General features: G+C 68.0%; 5 protein-coding genes and 1 pseudogene. 1 reads left to right on the forward strand and 5 read right to left on the reverse strand.

Annotated elements, in window-relative coordinates; all coding sequences use genetic code 11:
- Positions 1-192: hypothetical protein (locus AC1D1S_RS19905; RefSeq protein ID WP_476995297.1), on the forward strand; the 192-nt coding region annotated here is incomplete at its 5' end.
- A gap of 75 nt (positions 193-267) precedes the next feature.
- Here the strand turns inward: AC1D1S_RS19905 and AC1D1S_RS19910 are convergent.
- From AC1D1S_RS19910 to AC1D1S_RS19930, 5 genes and pseudogenes are all read right to left on the reverse strand, one after another.
- Positions 268-1,374 (reverse strand): lipoate--protein ligase family protein, encoded by a 1,107-nt coding sequence (locus AC1D1S_RS19910; protein WP_476995298.1) that lies wholly within the window; start codon positions 1,372-1,374, stop codon positions 268-270.
- Positions 1,375-1,498: 124 nt separating this feature from the next.
- Positions 1,499-1,756, reverse strand: a complete 258-nt coding sequence (locus AC1D1S_RS19915) for a type B 50S ribosomal protein L31 (RefSeq protein ID WP_018772953.1) — start codon at positions 1,754-1,756, stop codon at positions 1,499-1,501.
- Between the two features lie 170 nt (positions 1,757-1,926).
- On the reverse strand, positions 1,927-2,736 hold the full coding sequence (locus tag AC1D1S_RS19920; RefSeq protein ID WP_476943908.1) for a TrmH family RNA methyltransferase: 810 nt from the start codon (positions 2,734-2,736) through the stop codon (positions 1,927-1,929).
- Positions 2,737-2,769: 33 nt separating this feature from the next.
- Entirely contained in the window at positions 2,770-3,555 is a 786-nt protein-coding gene (locus AC1D1S_RS19925) for a sulfite exporter TauE/SafE family protein (protein ID WP_243177666.1), read from the reverse strand.
- An 18-nt stretch (positions 3,556-3,573) separates the two neighbouring features.
- Positions 3,574-3,841, reverse strand: a pseudogene (locus tag AC1D1S_RS19930) (ABC transporter ATP-binding protein); the annotation flags it as partial.

Genomic DNA, 3,841 nt, shown 5'->3' on the forward strand with positions numbered 1-3,841 from the left:
GTACAGGACCTGGACGGCGAAACGGCCGAAACCCACGCCGTGATCGTCCGCACCGACCAGTGGCTGGCCGCCCACACTGATGCGCCGCGTGCCCTGCGCCGGATCATCATCGAACAGCGCAGCCAGCTGCACCGTTCCCTCAGGGCGCAGGCTCTGACGGCACCGGCCCAGGCACCATCGACCGCTCCGTAACGGCCCTTTTGACGGCCGAAAACGGCAGCTATAGAGCAATCGATGGGGTAGACCGGGCCGCTATGGAACTGGCCGTTAGGGGACCCGGTGCAGCCACTCCGCGGTGCCAAACTTGGTCTCCACGCGGCGGCGGGCGGCCTCCAGCTCGGCGTCGGTGAGGACGGACGGGGTCGCGCCGTAGCGTTCGGCGAAGACGTCCATCATCGCCGCAACGATTTCGGCGCGGGCCAGGCCGGTCTGGCGGCGGAGCGGATCCACGCGCTTCTTGGCGCTCCTGGTGCCCTTGTCGGACAGTTTCTCCTTGCCGATCCGCAGCACCTCCACCATCTTGTCGGCGTCGATGTCGTAGCTCATGGTGACATGGTGCAGMATGCCGCCGTTGGCGAGCCGCTTCTGCGCGGCGCCGCCGATCTTGCCGTGCTCGGTGGCGATGTCATTGAGCGGCACGTAGAAGGCGCTGATGCCGACCTTTTCCAGGGCCGCCATCACCCAGGCGTCGAGGAAGCGGTAGGAGTCCGCAAAGCTGATCCCGTCCACGAGGGTCTGCGGGAGGTACAGCGAGTAGGTGATGCAGTTCCCGGCCTCCATGAACATCGCTCCCCCGCCGCTGATCCGCCGGACCACGCTGATGCCGTGCCGGGCCACGCCCTCGGGGTGGAGTTCGTTGCGGACGGACTGGAAGCTGCCGATCACCACGGAGGGCTCCTCCCAGTCCCAGAACCGCAGGGTGGGATTGCGCCGCCCGGCGCCGACTTCCTCGGTGAGGACCTCATCCAGGGCGACGTTGACGTGGGTGGGGAGGACGGACGGGGCGATGATGTTCCAGTGGTGGTCCGCCCAGCCGGTGGCCTTCGCCAGGGCGCGGCGGACGGTGACGGCGACGGCGTCGGCAGAAAAACCGAACAGCACGGTGCCTTCGGGCAGCGCCTCCGTCACGGCGTCCGCGATGTCCGCGGCGCTCGTCTCGACGGGCAACCCGGTGAGCGCCCGGTTGATCTCCGGCAGCGCCTCGTCGGGTTCGAGGAAGAAGTCCCCGCTCAGCGAGACGTGGGCCAGGACGCCGTTGACGACGTCGAAGTCGGCGACCACGAGCTTGCCGCCCGGGACCTTGTACTCGCCGTGGTGACGGCCGCCGCCGTCGTCGTCGGGGCTGGGAGCGGTGGCCGCAGGATGGGATGTCATGACCTCCATCCTGCCGCATGCGTCCGGGAACCCGGGTCACCCGGTCAGCCGGAAGGGCAGCAGAGACGCAGAAAGCCCGCACCGTTGCCGGTGCGGGCTTTCCATAAGACCTTGGGGAAGAAAGTTACTTCTTGCCGCCGAAGCCCTTGAAGCGAGCGTTGAAGCGCTCGACGCGGCCTGCGGAGTCCATGATGCGCTGCTTGCCCGTGTAGAACGGGTGGGACTCAGAGGAGATTTCGACGTCGATGACCGGGTAGGTGTTGCCGTCTTCCCACTCGATGGTCTTCGAAGAAGACACGGTGGACTTGGTCAGGAACTTGACGCCGGAAGCCAGGTCGTTGAAAACAACAGCTTCGTACTTCGGGTGAGTATTAGACTTCATAATTGGACCTTTGTTCGCACAACTGGATTTTGCCAGTTGCCAGGTATGAGTGGGATGGCCGGCGGAAAGCACCGGACGGCCAGCTATCAATGATAGCCGATCCCCGGACCGCTGACGAACAGCATTGGCGCACGTCAGCGCGGCGCGGCCGCCGCACGATGCAGGGCGCCTCAGTCCTTCGGGCGGAGCTCCCAGAACGCCACCGCCGACGCCGCGGCGACGTTGAGCGAATCGACGCCCGGGCGCATCGGGATTCTCACGGCGAGGTCGACGGCGGCCAGGGTTCCTTCGCTCATGCCCGCGCCTTCCGTCCCAAGCACCAGGGCCAGCCGCTCCGGGCGGCGCGCCGCGAGCACGTCGAGGTCCACCGCGTCCTCCGTGAGCTCCATGGCCGCCACGGTGAAGCCTTGCTCCTGCAGCGCGGCCAAGCCTTCCGCCCAGTCCTCCAGCCGGGCCCACGGCACCTGGAACACGGTGCCCATGCTGACCCGCACGCTGCGGCGGTAGAGCGGATCCCCGCAGCGCGGCGAGACCAGGACGGCGTCCACGCCCAGGGCCGCGGCCGAGCGGAAAATGGCCCCGACGTTCGTGTGGTCCACGATGTCCTCCAGCACCGCAACCCGGCGGGCTCCGGCGAGCAGGTCCGCCAGCGGCACCGGGGCGGGCCGGTGCATGGCGGCCATGGCGCCGCGGTGCAGGTGGAAGCCGGTGATTTGCTCCAGCAGAGCCGCGGGGCCGATGTAGGCCGGCACCTCCGGGTACTGCTCGAAGACATCGGCGAGGTCCCCGGCCCAYTTCTCGGCCAGGAAGAAGGACCGCGGCCGGTGCCCTGCGGCCAGGGCCCGGCGCAGGACGCGGGAGGACTCGGCGATGTACAGCCCCTCCGCGGGTTCCCGGATTTTGCGCAGGTGCACGTCCGTGAGCTGCGTGTAGTCCGCAACCCGCGGGTCGTCGGCGGATTCAAGAAAGTGAAAGGTCACGGGCAGGTCATTCCTGGGAGGCTGTTGGAAGGGCTATTTGAACAGGTTGGCGATCATGAACCCCAGCGCCACCAGGCCCAGGGTGAAGATGACCCCGCGCAGGACCGCCGGGGAGAGCCGGCGCCCCACCCTGGAGCCAATCACGCCGCCGATCAGGGAGCTCACGGCGATCAGCCCGACCACACCCCAGTCGATCCGGTCGAAGGCGAACAGGAGGTAGGAGGCGGCGGCCACCACGTTCACGCCCAGGACCAGGAAGTTCTTCATCGCGTTGGCGTTCTGGATGGTCCCGGTCATGAACACGCCCAGGATGCCGACTAACAGGATGCCCTGGGCCGCCACGAAGTAGCCGCCGTAGACGCCGGCGAGATACACCAGCACCACGAGCAGCACACCGTGGCGGCGGTCCCGGATCGCGTGCTCGGGGTTCTCCTCGCGGTTCCTCACCCACCGCTGCAACCGCGGCTGGAAGACCACCATCAGCAGGGCCAGCACGATCAGGACGGGGGCGGCGTAGTAGAAGACTTTCTCGGGCAGGTGCAACAGCAGATAGGCGCCGGTGACGGCACCCAGCAGCGAGGCCGGCAGAAGCCGGAGCAGCTGCTTGCCGCGGCCCTCGAGTTCTTTCCGGTAGCCCCAGGCGCCGGTGGCGTTGCCGGCCACGAGCCCCATGGCGTTGCTGATGGAGGCCGTGACGGGGGCGTAGCCCAAGGCGATCAGCACCGGGAACGTGACCAGGGTGCCGGATCCGACGACGCTGTTGATGGTGCCCGCCCACAGGCCGGCGAAGAATATGAGGGCACTATTGAAGAGCTCCACGCGCGGTCAGCGGCCCCGTCAGCGGCTGGCGGTCGCGGTGTACCGGCCCGCGTTGACGCTGACGTCCAACGGCAGGCCGAACGTTTCACTCAGGTTTTCCGCCGTGAGGACCTCCGGCAACGGGCCGGAAGCCACGACGCCGCCGTCGCGCATGAGCATCGCATGCGTGAAGCCCGGCGGCACTTCTTCGAGGTGGTGGGTGACCAGGACGATCGCCGGGGCGGCGTCGTCGCGGGCGAGTTCGCTCAGGCGCTGGACCAGGTCCTCGCGGCCGCCGAGGTCGAGC

This window comes from Arthrobacter sp. P1_A5, from assembly GCF_056406825.1.